16 protein-coding genes and 1 tRNA gene are annotated in these 18,679 nt (G+C 69.1%); 5 read left to right on the forward strand and 12 right to left on the reverse strand.

The annotated features are described in order from the left end of the window. Positions 1-496: 496 nt before the first annotated feature. Complete coding sequence (locus ACYCO6_RS18925; protein ID WP_459762168.1) at positions 497-1,804, reverse strand: MFS transporter; 1,308 nt, start codon at positions 1,802-1,804, stop codon at positions 497-499. Positions 1,805-1,967: 163 nt separating this feature from the next. Between ACYCO6_RS18925 and ACYCO6_RS18930 the strand changes: the two genes are divergently transcribed. Then, positions 1,968-2,933 carry a LysR family transcriptional regulator gene (locus ACYCO6_RS18930; protein ID WP_459762170.1) on the forward strand — a complete coding sequence of 322 codons (966 nt, stop codon included), beginning with the start codon at positions 1,968-1,970 and terminating at the stop codon, positions 2,931-2,933. On the opposite strand, the gene ACYCO6_RS18935 is transcribed toward ACYCO6_RS18930, so the two are convergent. The 9 genes from ACYCO6_RS18935 to pdxY form a co-directional block, all read right to left on the reverse strand. Next, the gene (locus tag ACYCO6_RS18935) at positions 2,909-3,943 is read right to left on the reverse strand and encodes an amidohydrolase family protein (RefSeq protein ID WP_459762172.1); all 1,035 of its coding nucleotides are present in this window, start codon (positions 3,941-3,943) and stop codon (positions 2,909-2,911) included. The genes ACYCO6_RS18930 and ACYCO6_RS18935 overlap by 25 nt on opposite strands. Then, a complete protein-coding gene (locus tag ACYCO6_RS18940) occupies positions 3,940-4,797 on the reverse strand; it encodes a citryl-CoA lyase (RefSeq protein ID WP_459762174.1) in 858 nt (285 codons plus the stop codon). Before ACYCO6_RS18940 ends, ACYCO6_RS18935 begins: the two co-directional genes overlap by 4 nt. A 35-nt stretch (positions 4,798-4,832) precedes the next feature. Beyond that, positions 4,833-6,110, reverse strand: coding sequence for a CaiB/BaiF CoA transferase family protein (locus ACYCO6_RS18945; RefSeq protein ID WP_459762176.1), 1,278 nt, complete (start codon positions 6,108-6,110; stop codon positions 4,833-4,835). 43 nt (positions 6,111-6,153) lie between these two features. After that, positions 6,154-7,623, reverse strand: a complete 1,470-nt coding sequence (locus tag ACYCO6_RS18950; protein WP_459762178.1) for an SLC13 family permease — start codon at positions 7,621-7,623, stop codon at positions 6,154-6,156. A gap of 1,079 nt (positions 7,624-8,702) precedes the next feature. Beyond that, positions 8,703-8,792: transfer RNA gene (locus ACYCO6_RS18955), tRNA-Ser, on the reverse strand. A gap of 146 nt (positions 8,793-8,938) precedes the next feature. Beyond that, complete coding sequence (glgX, locus tag ACYCO6_RS18960) at positions 8,939-11,206, reverse strand: glycogen debranching protein GlgX (RefSeq protein ID WP_459762180.1); 2,268 nt, start codon at positions 11,204-11,206, stop codon at positions 8,939-8,941. A 143-nt stretch (positions 11,207-11,349) separates the two neighbouring features. Then, on the reverse strand, positions 11,350-12,057 hold the full coding sequence (locus tag ACYCO6_RS18965) for an NUDIX hydrolase (RefSeq protein ID WP_459762182.1): 708 nt from the start codon (positions 12,055-12,057) through the stop codon (positions 11,350-11,352). Continuing rightward, positions 12,050-12,934: a PhzF family phenazine biosynthesis protein gene (locus ACYCO6_RS18970; protein ID WP_459762184.1), complete on the reverse strand. Its 885-nt coding sequence runs from the start codon at positions 12,932-12,934 to the stop codon at positions 12,050-12,052. Before ACYCO6_RS18970 ends, ACYCO6_RS18965 begins: the two co-directional genes overlap by 8 nt. 65 nt (positions 12,935-12,999) lie before the next feature. After that, positions 13,000-13,848 (reverse strand): pyridoxal kinase PdxY, encoded by an 849-nt coding sequence (pdxY, locus tag ACYCO6_RS18975; RefSeq protein WP_459762186.1) that lies wholly within the window; start codon positions 13,846-13,848, stop codon positions 13,000-13,002. A 123-nt stretch (positions 13,849-13,971) separates the two neighbouring features. Here pdxY and ACYCO6_RS18980 point away from each other — a divergent pair, with 123 nt between their 5' ends. From ACYCO6_RS18980 to ACYCO6_RS18995, 4 genes are all read left to right on the forward strand, one after another. Then, entirely contained in the window at positions 13,972-14,493 is a 522-nt protein-coding gene (locus tag ACYCO6_RS18980) for a DedA family protein (protein ID WP_459762188.1), read from the forward strand. Next, positions 14,493-15,269: a cobalamin-binding protein gene (locus tag ACYCO6_RS18985; protein ID WP_459762190.1), complete on the forward strand. Its 777-nt coding sequence runs from the start codon at positions 14,493-14,495 to the stop codon at positions 15,267-15,269. Before ACYCO6_RS18980 ends, ACYCO6_RS18985 begins: the two co-directional genes overlap by 1 nt. 76 nt (positions 15,270-15,345) lie before the next feature. Next, positions 15,346-15,867, forward strand: coding sequence for an MmcB family DNA repair protein (locus ACYCO6_RS18990; RefSeq protein ID WP_459762192.1), 522 nt, complete (start codon positions 15,346-15,348; stop codon positions 15,865-15,867). A 128-nt stretch (positions 15,868-15,995) separates the two neighbouring features. Beyond that, positions 15,996-17,606, forward strand: a complete 1,611-nt coding sequence (locus tag ACYCO6_RS18995; RefSeq protein ID WP_459762194.1) for a Na+/H+ antiporter — start codon at positions 15,996-15,998, stop codon at positions 17,604-17,606. 38 nt (positions 17,607-17,644) lie between these two features. Here ACYCO6_RS18995 and ACYCO6_RS19000 read toward each other — a convergent pair whose 3' ends face one another. Together ACYCO6_RS19000 and ACYCO6_RS19005 are read right to left on the reverse strand one after the other, a co-directional pair. Then, positions 17,645-17,923: a hypothetical protein gene (locus ACYCO6_RS19000; protein ID WP_459762196.1), complete on the reverse strand. Its 279-nt coding sequence runs from the start codon at positions 17,921-17,923 to the stop codon at positions 17,645-17,647. Between the two features lie 144 nt (positions 17,924-18,067). Beyond that, positions 18,068-18,526 (reverse strand): GNAT family N-acetyltransferase, encoded by a 459-nt coding sequence (locus ACYCO6_RS19005; RefSeq protein ID WP_459762198.1) that lies wholly within the window; start codon positions 18,524-18,526, stop codon positions 18,068-18,070. Between the last annotated feature and the right edge of the window lie 153 nt (positions 18,527-18,679).

Genomic DNA, 18,679 nt, shown 5'->3' on the forward strand with positions numbered 1-18,679 from the left:
GCAGAGCGCATACGGTGGGGCGAAGGACACCCTGCGCGGCCGCTGATCCTGAACGAGCCTCGGTAGCGCTCGGGCGTGTCAGCTGAGCGATGAACCTGGATCAGCTCACCGGGTGAGGAACCTTGGGGCTCGACCTGACACGGCTGGCTTGACCTGCATAGGTTGCAGAGAAAAATCAGCCGTGACAGAGGCCAACACTGCGGTTTGTAGTCCGGGTCCTAGACCAACTCGGCCCGGGAACGGCAGCCGCGACTTGCGGTTCTTATTAGTTCCAGACTGTCAGCTCAGAGTACCGTCATGTTCCGTCTTAAGCGAGTTACCCTCGAGATGCTGGCGGGTGCTGGCTACGGCGCGCGTGGGGTGGTGTACTGCCTCGTCGGTGGGGTTTTCGAATGCGCGCTTTGACTCTGATGCCAAGATACCTTGGCTATATACGGATAGGGCCAGCCGTACGGCTGGCCCTTGCTTCGATTGAGTGTGCGTTCTTCGGTGAGTCTTAGGCGTTCTTGATGACGAACTTGAGCGAGCCGGCGATGAACACGGACACGAGAAGGATCGCCGCCATGCCGAGCATCCCGGCATTGTAGGACCCCGTCGCGTCCTTGAGGTAGCCGACCAGATACGGCCCGACGAAGCCGCCGAAGGCTCCCACCGAGTTGATGAAGGCCAGACCGCCAGCTGCGGCCGCCCCCGTCAAAAAGCTCTGCGGGATCGTGTAGAACACGGTCCGCGCCGAGATCGTGCCGATCAGCGCCAGCGTCAGGCAGATCAGCGCGGGGATCATCGCGTCGAATAGGGTCGAGGCGGCCAAGCCGACGGCGCTGAGAACCAGCGCCGCCACGAGGTTGAGGATCTTCTTACCCGAACGGTCGACGTACTGCGCCCAGGCCATCATGCCGACCGTGGCGAACAGGTACGGGATTGCTGTGACCCAGCCGACCGCGATGTTCGAGAGGCCGTGGCCCTTCAGGATCTGCGGCAGCCAGATGCCGATGCCGTACGAGCCGATGGTGAAGGCGAAGGTAATGGTGGTGAGCAGGACCACCCGCACGTCCTTCATCGCCGCCCACAGGTCCTTCTTCGGCTTCTCGTAGCGCTCGCTGGCGAGCTCGTTGACGAGTGCCGTGCGCTCATTCTCGTTGAGCCACGTTGCGTCCTTCGGCGTATCGGCGAGCAGCCAGAGACAGGCCAAGCCCAGGAGAGTGGCGGGCAGCCCCTCGATCAGGAACATCCACTGCCAGCCGCCAAGGCCGAGGAAGCCGTCCATGCTCAGAAGCGAGGCAGAGATCGGGCTACCGAGCAGTGACGAAAGCGGGGTCGACGCCATGAACAGCGCCAGCACGCGGGTGCGATAGCGAGCTGGGAACCAGATCGAGATGTACCAGATCACCCCGGGGAAGAACCCGGCCTCGAAGACGCCGAGCATGAAGCGGATGACGTAGAAGCTCATGGGACCGACCGCGAAGGCGGTGGCCGCGGCGGCGAGGCCCCAGGTGATCATGATGCGGGCGAGCCAGCGTCGCGCCCCGAAGCGGTACATCAGGACGTTGCTGGGGACTTCGAGTAGGCAGTAGCTGAAGAACAGGATGCCGGCGCCCCAACCGAACTGCGCGGCGGTGAGGCCGATCGCCTGGTTCATCTGCAGGGCCGCGAAGCCCACGCTGGTCCGGTCGAGGTAGTTGAACAGGTAGGCGAGGCCGAGGATCGGCACGAGGCGCCGCGTGTTCTTGGCGACCGCGGTCTCAAGCAGGCGTGTATGGCCGTCCGGCTCCACGCCGGGTGCCGTCGCGACAGCGACGCTCATCTGATCCTCCCTTTGTTAGGCTTGCTCTCGGACCTGGGGCCCGGATGCATTAACGTCCGCCCGAATGCCGGCTGAGCATGCGATGGGCGCGTCTGATCTCTGTCAGGAGGTCTTCGCCCGGTCCAATCGCTAATATTCAGCGAAGGATAACCGGGAGGAATTGATGGACCTCAGGGACCTCGCGTTCTTCGAAGTCATCGCCGATACCGGACATCTCGGGCGCGCGGCGGAACGGCTCGGCCGCACGCAGCCGGCGCTGACAAAATGCATTCAGCGCCTGGAAGCCTCGGTCGGGGCGGAGCTGTTCGCGCGCTCCGGCCGCGGCCTCGTGCTGACCCAGGTCGGCGACGTGCTGCTGAGCCGCGCGCGCCTGATGCGGACGGCGATGGACGAGGCGATCCGCGAGGTTAGCGAGTTCGCGGCCGGCACCGCCGGGCATGTCCGGATCGGCACCGGCGCCACCATGGCCGAGTACCTACTCCCCCATGTCTGCCGCCAGCTAATCGCCGCGGCGCCGGGCGTCACCGTAGACTTGCAGATCGGCATGAGCGGCGTGCTGCGCATGGCACTCCGCGAGAGCCGCCTCGACCTCGTGATTGGGCCTGTCTTGCCGAGCGACGCCGACGAGTTCAGCCACGAGACCTTCGGCGCCGACGAGGTCGTGGTCGTGGCGGCCAAAGGCCACTCGCTCTGCGGCCGCAACCTTCAGATCGAGGAGCTGAGCGCATGGAACTGGGTACTGCCCGCCCGAACGGTCGCGATGCGTCAGTGGCTCGACACGGTGTTCCAGGCCCACGGCGTGGACGGGCCCCACGTCCAGATCGAGACCAACTCGATTACCATGCTTCCCCGGCTGATCGGCGAGACCGAACTCCTGAGCTTCACCTCGACCCGCAATCTGTTGCCGGAGCGCCTGGGCAACTGGGTCGAGCGGCTCGACATCGACGCGACCACCCTGCGGCGCCCGCTCGGCTGTATCTATCGCCGGGACAGCTATCTCTCTCCGGCCGCTTCGCGGGTCGTCACGCTGCTGAGGGAGCAGGGGGCCGCCCAGCTCGCGGAAGGCGGTCCAGAGAACGCGGGGCGGATGCCGGTAAATGCCGCTCAGGGCTTGATGGCGACGGCGTAGATCCGCGCGGCGGTCCCGGAGAACAGGGCGGTGAGCTCTTCCTCGCCGGCCTGCATCGTTAGGCGCTTGAACGCGTTCCAGACGGTTCCGTAACCGTACGAGCCCTTGTCGACCGGGAAGTTGCTCTCGAACATGCAGCGGGCCGGACCGAAGGCGTCGATGCAGGTCTCAATGTATGGACGCCACGTCCGCGCGAGGTCCTCGGAGGACGGCGGCGCCGCGCCGGTCTCGAAGCCGAATCCGTTGATCCGCATGCCGAGGCCGCCGAGCTTCACTACGACGTTGGGACATTCCGCGAGCCTGCGGACCGCCTTGGCCCAGTGGGCGAAAACCTCGTCCCGGCGGCCGGCGTAGGCGCCGATGCCGAGCACGCCGCCGCAGTGGTTGAGGACGATCGTCGTGGCCGGGAAGGCGCGGGCGAGATCGGTGAGCTCGTCGAGCTGCGGGTGGAACAGCCACGCATCATAGCTCAGGTTGCGGGGCGCGAGGCAGGCGAAGCCTGCTCGGAAAGCCTCATCCGCGAGGAGACCCGGCGGGCCGGCGCTCAGGGGGTTCATCAGGCTCGCGTCGGCGTCCCAGGTGGTGAGATGGCGAACGCCACGGAAGCGGTCGCCGCCGGCTCGGATGTGGTCCTCCAGCACGTCGGCGACCGCGGCCCCAACCCGGAGGTTGACGTGGCCGACGATCCCGGCGCAGATCCGAGTCGGGCCGTAAAGACCGCTCGCCGCCATCGCGGCGACGCCGTTGGCGAACTCCGTCTCTCCGACGACCCGGAACGCTACCGGGCCGTCGGCGCGGTACATCGCTTGGGCCTGCATGTAGACCGTGGCATGGACCGCGTGACCGCTCTCGCGGATGTCGGCGAGGTACTCCTCGAACAAGTAGCGCCAGCCGGGTCGGTCCCAGAGGTGGTGGTGAGCATCGATGATCGGCAGCTCCGGCCGGAGAGGCTCCTCACGCCCCACGGCGAGCCAGTCCGGTCTGACGGGCAGGTAGTTGGGGCTGCTCACGAGTGCGCCTCCCCGGCTGTCGCGCTCGGAAAGTCGCGCGGCGCTGGTCCGGTGTAGGTGTAGGGGATACCGCGCGGCATCGGCCCCTTGATACGGCCACCCTGCTGCGTCTGCTCCCAGGCGTGCGCCAGGATGCCGACCGACCGTGACAGGATGAACAGACCGCGGCCGAGCGGCGGCGCGAAGCCGAGTTCGGCGTAGATCACCGCCGTCGCGCCGTCGATGTTCATCGGGATGCCACGGCCCTTGCGGCGCCCGAGGGACGCCTCGACGCCCCGCCCGATGTCCGCGAAGCGGCCGTTCACGACGCCCTTCTTCCGCCCCTCGTCAACGAGGGCGAGCAGGCGGGGTGCGCGGGGATCGACCGGGTGGAAGCGGTGACCGAAGCCCGAGATGATCTTGCCACGAGCGGCGATGAAGGCGTCGAGGCCGGCCTCGACTGCGGCGTCGAGAGCCTGGCCCTCCTCCATCCGCCGGGCAATATCGGCGTACAGCTCCATACACTGCTCGCCCGCGCCCCCGTGGACGTCGTCGAGGACGTTGATGGCGGACGCCATCGCGCCGTTCAGGGGCAGGCCGCAGGTCACCGACATCCGGCCGATGGCGATCGACGGCGCCTGCGGACCGTGGTCGACGGCCGAGACCAGCGCCGCCTCCAGCAGCGCGCCTTCCTCAGGCGTCGGCAAGGTGCCGCGAAGCATCAGCCAGATCATCTGCGGGAAGCTGACCGCGCCGATCAGTTGTTCGATGGGGAAGCCTGCGAAACGGATGCTTCCGGGTTTCATGTCGATGATCGCGGTTGACCACCAAGTCTTGGCGGAATCGAGGATTGCAGCGGGGTTCTTGTCGCTCATGAGTCGCGTTCCTTGCATCGGGTATTGAGGATCGGTCAGCTGCTGGAGCTCTCAGCGCGGGCCTTCAGCTCGGGCAGCTTGGCCGAAGGCGGCACCGTCGGGCGGTTGGCGGCGGCGACCGTGCCGTGCTCCTTGAGGGTGGCGATTTGCTCAGCGCCGTAGCCGATTTCCGCGAGCCACCGATCGGTATCCTGGCCGAGCTGCGGCGGAGGCATGGGCGCGGGGTAATCCTCGTCGAGGAGGAAGCCCGGCCGGGTGACGCGCATCGGCTGGTCCCCGGCCACGGTGGCGTCGAGAGTCTCGACGAAGCGACGGCCGGTGACCTGCTCCTCCGCGAGGATCTCGGGTACGGTAAGGACGCTGCCGGCGGGGACACCGTTGGCGTTGAATAGCTCTTCCCACTCTTTGGCGGTGCGGGCCTGCAAGGCGTCGTTCAGCTCGTCCGAGAGGGCGGCGCGGTGGACCTTGCGGGATTGGCGGTTGGCGAAACGCTGATCTGTCTTGAGGTCCGGTCGGCCGACGAGATCGCACAGGGTCTCGTACTGCTTCTGCTCGTTGGCTGCGATGTTGAGGGGGCCACCGCCTGTCCTGAACGTGCCCGAGGGTGCGGCGGTGAAGTTCTCGTTGCCCATCGGCTGGGGCTCGACGTTGCCGTTGAGGTGGTTGGACACGACCCAGCCCATGGCGGCGAGCGTCGCTTCCAGAAGCGAGACGTCGATCCGCCGGCCGCGCCCTGTGGTGCGCTGCTCGACCAGCGCCGACGAGATGGCGAAGGCCGCCGTGATGCCGGCGATGGTGTCGGAGATCGGGAAGCCGGTCCGCAGCGGCGACGTGGCGGCATCGCCCGTCACGCTCATGGCGCCGGACAGACCCTGGACGATCTGGTCGTAGGCTGGGCGCCCGAGCCAGGGGCCGTTCTGCCCGAAGCCCGAGATGGCGCAGTAGACGAGGCGCGGGTTGCGCTGCGCGAGCACGTCGTAGCCGAGGCCGAGCCGCTCCATCACCTTCGGCCGGAAGTTCTCCAGGACGACGTCCGCCTGCTCGACGAGGCGCAGGAAGATCTCCCTCCCGTCCGCGGCTTTGAAGTCGATGGCGACCGACTGCTTGCCGGCGTTCACGGCCACGAAGGACAGACCCATCAGGCGCTCGGCCATCTCCGGATCGGCGCCAAGCCGGCGGGCGAGGTCACCGCCCTTGGGATTCTCGACCTTGATTACCTCCGCGCCCATCCGCGCCAGGTGGTAGCCGCAGAAGGGCCCGGCGAGCACGTTGGAGAGATCGAGTACGCGAATGCCCTGCAAGGGGAGCGTCATCACAGAGTTCCTTCTCGAGTTCGGAGATAAGTCGGAGCGGAATTCAATATAGGCCGAGCCACCGCCAGTAAGTCGCGGCGCAGAGGGCGTAGACGAGACAAGCCAGGGCGCAGATCGCCACGCCGACCTTCGGGAAATCTCCGACGGACAGGCGGCCGGTGCCGTAGACGATGATGCTGGGCAGGGTGTTGTAGAACATCAGCAGCGGGTAGCCGCCGATGATCATGCCCGCCGGCAGCGCCAGGGCGACGGGGCTGATGTTGGCCGTGCCCGCCATCGCCAGCACGATGGGCAGAAGGGCGGTCGCCATCGCGGTGGTGCCGACGAAGATCACGTGCAGGTACTGCACGATCAGCATCACCACGACGATCACCGCGAGGGCCGAGGCGCCGGCGAGCCCGAGGCCATGGAAGATGGCGTTGGCGAGCCAGCCGGCGGCGCCGGTCTTGAGCAGAATGTCGCCGAGCGAGATGCCGCCGCCCGCGACGAGGAGGACCTGCCAGGATACGCCCTTGTTGGCGTCGGCCCAAGTCATCACGCCGAACTTCGGCAGGAAGAGCGGGACGACGCCGGCGAGGCACACGACGGTGGTGTCGAGCCCAGTCAGGCCCTGCGTCGCCCAGAGGCCGGTAATCAGCCCGAAGACTAGAAGGGTGCGCCATTCCGCCGACGACATGCGTCCGAGCTTCGTCAGGTTGGTGCGGATCGTCCCGTCGATCTCGGAGTTCCTCGCGTCGACCTCGGGCGGGAAGACGCGCTGGATCAGAGCCCAAGTAGCGAAGGTCATCAGCAGCGCCGGCGGGAAGCCATAGAGCAGCCACTCGGCGTAGGTGATGGTGTGGCCGCTCGCCTTGGCGACGAACTCGACCGTGACCGGATTGGGCACCGTGGCGGTGAGGATGCCGGCGCCAATGGTGGCGTTGGTCATCGTCAGGGTCAGGAGGAGGTTCACCGCGAAGGGGGAGCGGCCCGCCGTACCGTAGAGCGCCAAGATGCTCAGGCATTCCGGCAGCAGGATCGCGGTGCGGGCGGTGGAGGACGGGACGAGGAAGGCAAGTGCGATGTTGACGAGCGTCACGCCGAGCGTGACCCGGGTCGGCGCCGAGCCGATGCGCAGGAGGATGAGGTAGGTAATGCGTTCGGCCAAACGCGTCTTCACCATCGCGGTGGCCAGCACGAAGGCGCCGACGATGAGGTAGGCGGAGGGCGCCGAGAAGCCTTCGAGTGCGCCTTTGACCGTAGTAATCCCCGACAGCGTAGCGGCCGGCACGACCAGCAGGCTGGCGACCGCGAGGGGCACGGCCTCCGTGAGATAGAGGACGAAGATGCAGCCGAACAAGGCGAGCGCCTTGTGGCCGATGAGCGTGAGACCCGCCGGGGTCGGTGTCAGCCAGATCGCCGCGGCCACCAGAACGGCGGCCGCCACCCCCGCGAGTTTGAGAGAGGCGTGGTCATTCTGCGACGGTGTTGCGGCGACTGCCGCCGGCGGCGCACATTGCGCATCGACACCCATCGAACCCTCCCTGCTTCCGTTACAGGCCGCCCCTGATGAGGGAGCGGTCCGATCCCCGCGGACTTTTTGCGGTCTCGTCGGCGGTCGGTCGGCGCAGGGTTGAGGTGAGGCTGCGTGCGACTGACGTTAGGATGCCAGTGCTTGTGTCAGGGCGGTCGAAGCGGGTCCAATCGCTAATTTTCAGGGTTTGATAAACGGGAGGAATGATCCCAGAGAAGCCTAAGTTTGTCTGAATGGGGGCACCAAAACCCAGTCGACGGCGTTCGGTGTCCCTTTGACCGGGCCGCCCGCAGCGAAGTGGTCCACTTTGGCGGGCCTTCGTTCTAGAAGCAGAGCTACCGTTTTCGGCCAGATCCGGCCGGCCGCTTGGCGCCTCTTTGAAATGGCCGCATGAGCCGCGACGAAGGTCCGCTTCTCCGGTTTGAACGTCGAAAGTGGACCGGCAGCTTTCAGCCACCATTAGTCGCTCAGGTCCACCCGATCGGCTCAGAATGCCCGGAAGCGGACCTTCGAAGCAACCACTTGGGGTCATGAGCAGGCGCTTCAACTAGGCACCAACTCACCCGGACGGTTCCTGCCTCGCCGGCGAAAATAGGCCTTTTGGCGATCGCCAGTTTGCGCCCGTTGCGCAAGGCCGCCCCCATGGCCGAATAAAAAAATGGGTCCCTTTTTTAAGGGTGCACAACCGCGAGCGCGCAAGCAGCAAGGCCGAGACCAGCCAGACGAGCAACTCGGCTCATTCTCGACCGCGCTCTCAGCTCCGGTCAGGGAGTCGCCGCCGGTCAAGGTCGCTGCTGCGAGAGGCGATCACATCGATCACAAGATCACCAGACGCAGGTTGGCAGGATGGCTCGGTGCTTCCGTCTCGGGTTTGCAGCATGCGCTAAAGCGGGGCGATCGGTCCCGAGCTCACCGGGCATGTGTCGGACGCGAACGATCCCGAGCGGCCAGCGCAACGACGCCACATTGCGTCCACCGAAGTCCACTCAGATCCAAAGACCATGTTGGGGCCCGCGTTAGGGCCAGAACGCAATATGTCTTCAAAAATCCAATGATCGCAAACAGTTAAGTCGACCGATTGGCGGAGGGAGCGGGATTCGAACCCGCGATACCGTTTCCGGTATACACACTTTCCAGGCGTGCGCCTTCAACCACTCGGCCACCCCTCCGGCCGCGAGCCGGACGCCCGGGCGCGTGCAGAGAGCGCCGGGCGCAGCCAGGGCCGCGCGGTGCGGTGCTGTTAGCCGGGTGCGCCGCCGCGCGCAAGGCGTGGACGGCCGGACGGCGCGAAAACCGTCCGGCCCGGTGCCCGCGTTCAGGCCTCGGCGTCGAGGTGAAAGCGGACATACTCGACATTCGCCCGCTCAAAGGCCTGCATCACGTGCTGGTACGAGCGCTCCATGGCGTTGTCCTCGGTCCCGGGGCTGGCCTCGGGCTTCAGCACGAACATCAGCAGCGAGCGCCCGGTCACGTCGTAGCCCGTGCCGAACTTGAAGCTCTCCACGTCCTGGCTGTCGGGCAGGTTCGTGTCGAGCAGCCGCGTCCAGGCCACGCCGCCCACCGACTCGGGCAGCATGAAGGTCACGAGGTCGTGGTAGGCGTTGAACATGAGCAGCAGCGTGGCGTCGCCGCCCCGTCGGTGCAGGCCGGTGGCCTGGGCGCGGCCGTCGAGCTGGACCGCGAAGGCGCGTGCCTCGCCGTCCGACCAGTTCTCGCCCTCCATCTCGCTCCCGTCCGGGCGCAGCCACGTCACGTCCTTGACGCCGAACTCCTCGTCGTACTGGCCGGTGAGGAACCGCCCGCGGCTCAGGATCGGCAGAGCGTTGCGCAGGATGATCAGGCGCTGGGTGAACTCGGCGAGATCCCGCTCCTCCTCGCCGATCGCCCCCCAGTCGAGCCAGGAGACCTCGTTGTCCTGGCAATAGGCGTTGTTGTTGCCCTGCTGGGTCCGCGCGAACTCGTCGCCGGCGAGCAGCATCGGCGTGCCGCGGGACAGGAACAGCGTCGCCAGCATGTTGCGCATCTGGCGCATGCGCACCGCACGGATCTCCGGGTCGTCGGTGGGACCCTCGACGCCGTAATTGTACGAGAGGTTGTGCGAGTGGCCGTCGCGGTTGCCCTCGCCGTTCGCCTCGTTGTGCTTCTCGTTGTACGAGACCGTGTCGTGCAGGGTGAAGCCGTCATGGGCGGTGAGGAAGTTCACCGAGGCCCAGGGCTTGCGCCCGCGCTTGTTGAACTTGTCGGCCGAGCCCGCGATGCGTGCGGCGAGATCCGGCAGCAGGCCGGCATCGCCCTTCCAGTAGGCGCGGACGTCGTCGCGGAACCGGTCGTTCCATTCGGCCCAGCCCGGCGGGAAGCCGCCGACTTGGTAGCCGCCCGGGCCGCAATCCCAGGGCTCGGCGATCAGCTTCACATTGTTGAGCACCGGATCCTGCCGGCAGGTATCGAGGAAGCCGCCGCCCTCGTCGAACCCGTAGGGCTCGCGGCCCAGGATCGTGGCGAGGTCGAAGCGGAACCCGTCCACCTGCATCTCCTGCGCCCAGTAGCGCAGGGAGTCGGTCACGAGCTGCAGCACCCGCGGATGCGACAGGTTGAAGGTGTTCCCGGTGCCGGTATCGTTGATGTAGTAGCGCGGCTCGTTGGGCAGCAGCCGGTAGTAGGAGGCGTTGTCGACCCCCTTGAACGACAGAGTCGGACCCTTCTCGTTGCCCTCGGCGGTGTGGTTGTAGACCACGTCGAGGATCACCTCGAGGCCGGCGCCGTGGAAGCGCGAGACCATCTCCTTGAACTCGGAGAAGGCGAAGTCCGGCACCGCCGCATAGCGCCGCGCGGGCGTGAAGAACGAGATCGTGTTGTAGCCCCAGTAGTTCACGAGGCCCTTCTGCTCCAGGTAGTCGTCCTGCACGAAGGCATGGACCGGCAGAAGCTCCACCGAGGTGACGCCGAGGCTCTTGATGTAGTCGAGCACGTCCCGGGTCCCGAGGCCGGCATAGGTGCCGCGCAGCTTCTCGGGCACCCGCGGATCGAGCTTGGTCATGCCCTTGACGTGGGTCTCGTAGACGATGGTCTTCTCCCACGGCACCAGAGGCTTCCGGTGCCGGCCCCAGGTGAAGGCCGGGTCGATCACGCGGGAGCGGCGGGTGTAGGGGGCGCTGTCCCGGTCGTCGAAGGTCAGGTCGTCGCCCGTCTCCATCTGATAGCCGAACAGGGCCGGGTTCCAGGTGATCGAGCCGACGAGACCCTTGGCGTAGGGGTCGATCAGCAGCTTGTTGGGATTGAAGCGGTGGCCAGCCTTCGGCTCGTAGGGGCCGTGGACCCGGTAGCCGTAGATCGTGCCGGGGCGGGCATCGGGCAGGTAGCCGTGCCAGATCTCGTCCGTGTACTCGGGCAGCTCGATCCGCTCGATCTCCCGCTCACCGGCATCGTCGAACAGGCAGAGCTCGACCTTGGTGGCATAGGCCGAGAACAGGGCGAAGTTGACGCCCAGCCCGTCCCAGGTGGCGCCGAGGGGATAGGGCTGACCTTCCTGGATGCGCGAGCGGGTCGCGCGGGACGAGGCTGTCGGGCGGGTCGGGTCGGCCATGGGAACTCCGGTGCTGGCGGTCCGGGCCGACCGGGGCGCCCCACGGCGCGCGCGGCCGGTCTGCCGGGCCATATCGGGAACGTGCCGTACACGGCGAAGCTCCCCCTCCGGCATCGAATTTTTGCGGTGCGGTCCGGCCGCGGTCAGGCGGAGCCGAAAGCGTGCCTCAGATAGGCCTGCACGAAGCCCGGCATCCGTGCGGCGTCGATGTCGCCCGCGCCCCGCACGACGCGGATGCCGGCGAGTTCCGGCTCGGCCTCGCGCAGGCGATGGTGCTCGCTGCGCGCCACGAGATCGGAGGCCGGCTCCGGGAAGCGCACCGGGCGCAGGAAGGCGAGCTGGTTCTCGCCCTCGAGCAGCAGCCACGCGGTACCGGCTCCCTCCGGCAGCACGAGGCCGGTCTCCTCGGTGAGCTCCCGGGCGGCGCTGCCGGCGAGGTCGACGCTCGCCCCGCGCACGTCGTCCGGGTCCGGGGTGCCGCAGGGAAAATAGAGCTGGCCGGCATTGGCCGTGTGAGCGCCCATCTCGCCCACGAGGACGGCGCCGTCGGCGCTCCAGGGCACGATCGCCGCGAAGGCATTGGCGACCCGGTCGTCGGCGTGCCGGAAGTCCCGGTAGGCCGTGAAGGTGGAGTAGCGCGTCTCGAACAGGTCGAGCCGGGCCCTTCCCGCCTCGACGGTGCGGGCGCTGCACAGCAGGACGGTCCCGTCGAACATGCCGGGGCTGCGGCTGATCCGAGCGCGCCAATGGGCTTCGATCGCCGCCGCGTTCTCGCGGGGGAAGGGCCAGTCGAAATCCACGAAACGCGCGCTGAGGCCCGTAAGGTGGGTGAGCCGGAAGCCGTCAGACACGCAGCGTCCCGTCCGACACGATCACGGCGGCGCCGCCGATCTCCACCCCCCGCAGGGCGCCCGATTCGATGGTGAGCTGGAGCGCGATCTCGCTCGGCCGGCCCATGGCCTGGCCCTGGCGGATCGCCACGTCGTGGGTGCCGTCGCCCAAGGCCTCGAACTGCATCAGCACCCCCGCGAAGGCGGACGCCGCCGAGCCGGTGGCGGGATCCTCCGGGACGCCGAGATTCGGCGCGAACATGCGGACCCGCCAGCTCTGCCCCGCTCCCTCGGGATCGGGTGTGTAGAGATAGAGCCCATCCTCCGCGTCCGGTGCCTGGGCCGGGTGGGCGGCGTCGAGCGCCGCGACCGAGGCGACCGGCACGCAGGTGAAGCTCGGGCCGACCCCGTGGCGGCTCGGAACGTGCCGGCCGGTGCCGAGATCGCCGGGCTTCAGGCCAAGCAGCGGCGCCAGGGTCTCGGGTTCGGGCCCGGGGCCGAGATAGTCCGGCAGCACCGGCAGCCGGAACCGCGCCCGGCCGCCGCTGCCGTCCGCCAGAGTCTCGACCACGCAGGGAACGACCCCGATCCCCTCCTCCAGCCCGAAGGCGCGGGCATCGCCGCGGGCGGGATCCTCCAGCGCCAGCAGGATCGCGGTCCCGACGGTGGGATGGCCGGCAAACGGCAGCTCCCGGCCGGGCGTGAAGATGCGCAAGCGCGCCCGGTGCCGGGCCTCCGCGGGCGGCAGCACGAACACCGTCTCGGACAGATTGAACTCTCCGGCGATGGCCTGCATGGCGGCTTCGTCGAGCCCCTCCGCGTCGAGCACTACGGCGAGCGGATTGCCGGCCAGCCGGTGTTCGGTGAACACGTCGAGGGTGACGAAGCGGCGCGCCATCGTGTCGGACCTTCCTGCTCTCGTTCCGCCGGACGCGTGTCGGTGTCGCGTCCGGCGAGCCTGTCTCACACCGCCTCGACGGTAAACGTCTCGCTCGGATTCACGTACTCGTCCTGCGCGGCCACCGTGAGGATCTCACGGGACCCCGCCTGCGCGGTGCGCTTCAGGAGGCCGTAGACCGAGGCGGCCGCCGCACCGAGCGCCGCCGCGGCCGAGCCCGCCCGGGCGTAGTGCACGAGGAAGAGCGCCGCGATGCAGTCGCCCGCCCCGTTCACCGCGAGGTCGAGGCGCGGGGTGCGGACCCGGAACACCCGGCCCTCGGCGCCGGCCAGGAGGTCGATGCGGTCGGCGGGCGTGTCGGCGCACAGCGCCGAGGTGACCAGCACGACCCGAGGTCCCCGGGCCTGGAGCGCCGCGATCGCGGCCCCGGCCTCCGCCAGGGTGCGGCTCGGCAGGCCGGTGAGCAGGTCGAGTTCGAACTGGTTGGGGGTGAGGATGTCGGCCGCCGGCACGGCGCGCTCGCGCAGGAACGCCTCGATCCCAGGCCGCACGTAGACGCCGCCCTCGACGTCGCCGATCACCGGATCGCAGCAATAGAGCGCGCGCGGATTGGCCGCCCGCACGGCCTCCACCGCCTCCAGGATCGCGGCCCCGATCTCGGCCGAGCCCATGTAGCCCGACAGCACCGCGTCGCAGGTCCCGAGGATTCCGCGCTCCCCGATGCCGCGGACCACCTCGCGGATCGTCTCCGCGGCGAAGACGGGGCCGCGCCACGCGCCGTAGCCCGTGTGGTTGGAGAACTGCACCGTGTGCACGGGCCACACCTCGACCCCGAGCCGCTGCATCGGGAACACCGCCGAGGCGTTGCCGACATGGCCGTAGGCGACGTGGGACTGGATCGACAGGACGTTCAACGCGGGACTCGCTCGTGGTCGCGCTACGGTTAGCCGGTTCCCGCGCCGCCCGCACCCCCGTCCCTTGCCGCCCTCCCCCGCGCACCTCAGATGGGACCGGTCTCCGGTCTAAAGCTGAGCTCCATGGACATCGAAGCGCTGCGCACCTCGACCCTCGCCTTCGTCGAGGCGCACAAGGCCTGGACGCCGCTCATCGCGGGCGGCCTCGCCTTCTGCGAATCGATCGCCGTCCTGTCTCTGTTCGTCCCGGCGACCGTGATCCTGGTCGGCGTCGGCGCCCTGGTGGGCGGCGCCGACATCGCCTTCTGGCCGGTGGTGATCGGAGCGGCGTTCGGGGCCGCCCTCGGGGACTGGATCTCCTACGAGGCCGGTCACTGGCTCGGCCCGGGGGCGAAGGCCACGTGGCCGCTGCGGTACTATCCCGACCTCTTCGCGAAGGCCGAGGCCTTCATCGGCCGCTGGGGCTTGGCGGCCGTGGCCCTCGGGCGGTTCTTCGGGCCGGCCCGGGCCCTGGTACCGCTGCTGGCCGGCGTCCTCGGCCTGTCCCGGCTGCCGTTCCAGGCCGCCAACATCACCTCGGCGCTGGTCTGGGCCTTCGTGCTGCTGGCGCCCGGGGCCGGCCTGCTGGCGTGGCTCGACCGCTGATGCGCCGGTTCCCGCCGGAGCGCATCGTCTGCCTCACCGAGGAGACCGTCGAGACCCTGTACCTGCTCGGCCAGGAGGATCGGATCGTCGGCGTCTCGGGCTACGCCGTGCGCCCGCCCCGGGTCCGCCGGGAGAAGCCGCGGGTCTCGGCCTTCACCAGCGCCGACATCCCGAAGATCCTGGCGCTCACGCCGGACCTCGTCCTGGCCTTCTCCGACCTGCAGGCGGGGATCGTCGCCGATCTCGCCCGCGCGGGCATCGCCGTCCACCTGTTCAACCAGCGCGACGTTGCCGGGTGCCTCGCCATGGTGCGCACCCTCGGGGCGCTGGTCGGCGCCCCCGAGCGCGCCGAGGCCCTGGCGTCAGGGTTCGAGGCGCGGCTGGCGGAGGCCGCCGCGGCGGTGCGGGACCGCCCGCCCCTGCGCGTCTATTTCGAGGAGTGGGACGCGCCGATGATCTCCGGCATCGGCTGGGTCTCGGACCTGATCGGTCTTGCCGGCGGCCAGGACGTCTTCCCGGAGCTGAGCCGGCAGCCGGCCGCGAAGGACCGGATCGTCACCGCCGAGCAGGTGGTCGCGGCCGCGCCCGAGGTGATCCTCGCCTCCTGGTGCGGCAAACGGGTCAATATCGACCGCATCCGGGCACGGCCGGGCTTCGCGGCGATCCCGGCGGTGCGCGACGGGCGCATCCACGAGATCAAGGCGCCGCTGATCCTTCAGCCGGGTCCGGCCGCGCTCACCGACGGGTTCGCGGCGATCCGGGCCTGCCTGGGGTGATGCCGCGCCGCAGGTGACGGATGCCCCCCGACTTGGCAGGATGTCCCGATTCGATACAGGCGCACCCGACGAGACGATGTCCGTAGCCCTCGGCCGACCCGATGTCCTGCCTCCGGCCTCCCCGGCCGCCGACGCGCTCCTGCCCGCCGACCGCCGGCAATCGCCCACCGCCCTGCGCATCCAGCGCGGCGTGCGCCGGCTGTTCTCCGAGATGGGCTGCGTCACCCTGCCGGAATTCTCCCTCGCGAACGGGCGCCGCGCCGACGTCATCGCCCTGTGCGGGGCGGGCAAGCTCACGATCGTGGAGATCAAGTCGAGCGTGGCGGATTTCCGCGCCGACCGGAAGTGGCCGGATTACCGCGACTTCTGCGACCGCTTCTACTTCGCGATCCCTGAGGACCTCCCGGACACGCTGATCCCGGAGGAATGCGGCCTGATCGTCGCCGACGGCTACGGCGCCGGGATCCTGCGCGAGCCCCCCGAGCATCCGCTGAGCGGCGCCCGCCGCAAGGCCGTGACGCTCCGCTTCGCCCACAGCGCCGCCCGCATCCTCCACGCGCTGGCCGATCCGGGCGCGGTGCGCGAGGGCGCGCTGTAGCGCGGGGCGCGCCCGTCCGAAGGCGACACCCGGCCTGATCCGCCGCCCGCTGCCGGATGGTATCCATGCAGACGGGAAGCGGTCTAGAACAGCCGAGCTTGCCGGAGTTCCGGCGCCGGGACCGATCGATGACGTCCGTTGCCCTGTTCGAGCTGATCCTCGGTCTCCTCGGTGCGGCTCTGCTGCTCTCGCTGGCGGCCGGGCGGCTCGGCTTCCCGCCGGCCGCCGCCCTGGTCCTCGGCGGCATGGCGCTGGCGGCGGCCCCGGGCCTGCCGGCCTTCGACCTCGATCCGGACCTGATCATGGTCCTGTTCCTGCCGCCGCTCCTGCTCGAATCGGCCTACTTCACCGTCTGGCGCGATTTCCGGGCGAGCCTGGGCCCGATCCTGTCGCTGTCGCTCGGCGCGGTCCTGTTCACCACTCTGATCGTCGGGCTCGTCGCCCACGCGCTCATGCCAGCCCTGCCCTGGGCCGCCTGCTTCGCGCTCGGCGCGATCGTCTCGCCTCCGGACGCCGTCGCCGCCAAGGCGGTGCTCGCCCGCGTCGCCCTGCCCCGCCGGATGATCACGATCCTGGAGGGCGAGAGCCTCGTGAACGACGCCTCGGGCCTCGTTCTCTACCGGTTCGCCGTGGCGGCAGCCCTCACGGGCAGCTTCAGCGCCTGGGCGGCCGCCGGCAGCTTCGCGTGGCTGGCCGTGGCCGGCGTGGCGGTGGGGCTCGCCTGCGGCATGGCCGTGAACGCCTTGGTGCGGCGGCTGCACGACGCCAACGCCATCACGGTGCTGAGCTTCCTCGCCTCCTACATCGCCTATCTCCTCGCCGAGGAGGTCCACGCCTCCGGGGTGCTCGCCGTGGTGGCCTGCGGCCTGATGATGGGCGGACGGGAGCACGAGACCTTCGACGCCCACGCGCGGCGCCACGCCGTGGCGGTGTGGGAATTCGTGGTCTTCGTGCTGGAGGCGCTGGTCTTCGTGCTGATCGGGCTGGCGCTCCGCGGCGTGCTGGCGCGGACCGGGGGCGCGTTCGGGTCGCTTGCGGGGGAATTGCCGCTGGCGCTCGCCGTCACGGCGGCCTGCGTGGCCGCCCGGCTCCTGTGGGTGTTCCCGGCGGTCTATCTCCGGCGGACCCTGTCGGCCCGTGCGCGCGCGGAGGAGCCGCGCCCCGATCCGGCCGTGCCGCTGATCGTCGGCTGGGCCGGCATGCGCGGAGTCGTAACCCTCGCGGCCGCCCTGGCCCTGCCGGTGAACTTCCCCGGCCGCGACGCGATCCTGGTCGCGGCCTTCGTGGTCATCCTGTTCACCGTGCTGGTCCAGGGCACCACCCTCGGACCGCTGATCCGTCGGCTTCGCCTCGATCCCACCGCGCGCCTGCCCGACGGCCATCTCGACGCCGCCATGGCCCGCGTCGTCGTCAACGAGGCGGGCCTCGCCGCCCTGGAGCGGCTGGTGGCCCCGGAATCCGGCACGCTGCAGCACCCGCGCCTCGTGGAGGAGTACCGCCGGCGGGTTCGCGCCACCGCGCGCGACCGCGACGAGCGCGAGGCGCTGGAGGCCGAGAAATCCGAGCACTTCGCCGCCGCGCTTCTGGCGGTGCGGTCGGGCCGGTCGGCGCTGATCGGCCTGCACCGGGAGAACCGCATCCACAGCTCGGTGCTCCGGATGCTGGAGGCGGAGATCGACTTGGAGGAACTCCACCTCAAGCGCTTGGCCGGGCTCGCCACCGCCCACGGAGCGGCCTGACGAGCGTCCGGGGCAGGCAGTCCCCGGGACGGGGCGCCTCAGTGGGCGGCGCAGCCATCCGCAGGCTGGCCGTAGCCGCCGTAGACCACGCGCACCTTGCGCAGGCAGGTGCTCTCGGCTTTGGGCGCCGCCGCCACGGGGGTGACCTCCACCGGCTCGACCCGCAGGGTCGCGGCGACGGCCTGCTCTTCCGGGGTGGCGAGGGCGCGGCTGGCACTCATCACGAACGGCGTGGCGACGAGAGACGAGATTGCCAGTGCAGCGAAGACGGCGATGTTCTTGCGGCCGAAGTTGTTAACGTTGCGAACATTGCGCATGGCTGGTCTTCCGGTCGTGTTCGGCAGCATCGAGGTGCCGATATCCCCTGTTGCGGCGTTAACTTGGCCGTCGGCTTGGCGGTTCCAGCTATCGCCCAAAAACCGCCACGCTTGCGTGTCCCGCCGCACGTGGGGGGCCGGTGCTCAGAAGATCTTCCGGTACTGCACGAACCCCGACCGCTCGGCGATCCGGTCGTAGAGCTGCATCGCGTCGGTATTCGTCTCGTGCGTCAGCCAATGGACGCGGGAGCAGCCGGCCGCCTTCGCGACCGCGTAGACATGCTCGATCAGCCGTCGGCCGATCCCGAGGCCGCGGACGCCATCCGCTACGAACAGATCCTGCAGGTAGCAGTAGTCGCCGATCGTCCAGGCCGAGCGATGGCGGATGTGGTGGACGAGCCCCAAGGCCTCGGCCCCGCGCCACGCCAGGGCGCCGTCGACCGGCTCGGCCGGATCGATGAGGCGCTGCCAAGTCGTGTCGGTGACGGGTCCCGACAGGTCGACCTTGTAGAAGGACTGGTAGCCGCGCCAGAGCGGCAGCCAAGCGTCCCGATCCTGTGGACCGATCGGGCGGATCGCGATGCCGGTCGTGCCGCCGTCCATGATTCCCTCCGGGTGCAGGGCAGGGATCGGATCACCATCCGGCCCGCCCGCGCAACCGGGACGGCGCGCACCTTAGGGGACGCGCCTTGCACCGCTCGCCTTGCACCCCTGCCCGCCCGCACCTAAACCGGCCCGCCAGCGGCCCGACCCGCC

The sequence above is a fragment of the Methylobacterium sp. CM6257 genome (genome assembly GCF_054611515.1).